General features: G+C 40.3%; 2 protein-coding genes. One reads left to right on the top strand and one right to left on the bottom strand.

Going from position 1 to position 1,182, the window contains the following annotated elements; all coding sequences use genetic code 11:
* Positions 1–474 (top strand): transposase (locus tag QVP94_RS09605; protein ID WP_288213219.1); only part of this gene is annotated, 474 nt, incomplete at its 5' end.
* 141 nt (positions 475–615) lie between these two features.
* Here the strand turns inward: QVP94_RS09605 and QVP94_RS09600 are convergent.
* Positions 616–891 (bottom strand): hypothetical protein, encoded by a 276-nt coding sequence (locus QVP94_RS09600; RefSeq protein WP_151881457.1) that lies wholly within the window; start codon positions 889–891, stop codon positions 616–618.
* Positions 892–1,182: the final 291 nt, after the last annotated feature.

Here is a 1,182-nt window from a genome sequence, read left to right as displayed (position 1 = left end):
AGGTACAGGGCACGTAACTGTAAGGGTTGCCAGTTAAGATGCCGGTGTCACAAAAGCCGGTCTGAAAGAATTATACAGGTAAATCACTGTCTGAGAAAAATCAAGGAGAGAGTACGTGAAAAACTACTCTCTGATGAAGGTAGAAGCCGCTCGGAAAGGATTGTACAGGTAAATCACCGTCTGAGGAAAATCAAGGAAAGAGAACGTGAAAAGCTACTCTCTGATGAAGGTCTGAAATATCGCAGTCAGCGACCACAGGATGTGGAAGCCGTATTTGGAAACCTCAAGAACAACAAGCACTTCAAGTGGTTCCATCTTCGTGGATTTAAGAAGGTTGAAATTGTGGAAGCCGTATTTGGAAACCTCAAGAACAACAAGCACTTCAAGAGGTTCCATCTTCGTGGACTTAAGAAAGTTGAAATTGAGTTCGGCCTGCTGGCAATAGCACATAATCTTGCAAAAGTAGCCTCTTAGGAGGCTTATGGCAACGAAAAAGCAGTTTGAAAGGATGAAATCTTCAAAAGTAAGTTTGTAAACACCTCTTTTGAGACAGCCTCTCCTTTTTTAGTAAATTTGTATCTGTCTAATTTTTAAGCCTCTATATCCATACTCAATCTAACCAAACATCGCATGAAGTGGTACTGCTTCATCCAAATGCAACTGATAGGCACGTTCGTACATTATTTTGTGCTTGATTGTATCGTTATATCCATTGCAGCCATTATCTGTAGTCCATTTGTATCCATGACCCATTACAGACAGGCGTTGTTCAGTATGACTTATTTTTCCTCCCTGGTGTTTTTTATGGAGTATACATTGTGCATTTTGCGGCACCGGCCAAATATCCGGATAGAGGCATAAACCGTGCACGATGGAAATATATTTTTTCATTCTACGGTTTGTGGGCTCCGTGACCATTTTCCCTTATATGTTAACCTATATGTATTGGGATACGAATATTGTCCATGCCATTATCCTCCTTTACATTTTTATTATTGTCAAATAGATAAGATACTCACGGAAGAGTGGGTTATGGCCTATACTGCCTGCGGCATCATGGTCTGTTTTTCTGCTTGTACTATATAGAGCTTAATGTACAGCTTGAGGATTTCAAAAAAATTGTGACGGGCTTTGGCAGGCAGTAATTCTAAGACTTTTAATGAAGAAAAATTAAGCCACCCC

It is taken from the genome of Parabacteroides sp. CAG:2 (assembly GCF_000436315.1).
GTDB classification, from domain to species: domain Bacteria; phylum Bacteroidota; class Bacteroidia; order Bacteroidales; family Tannerellaceae; genus Parabacteroides; species Parabacteroides distasonis.
The sequence above is the reverse complement of the archived record's forward strand: the minus strand, read 5'-3'. Positions and strand labels throughout refer to the sequence as shown.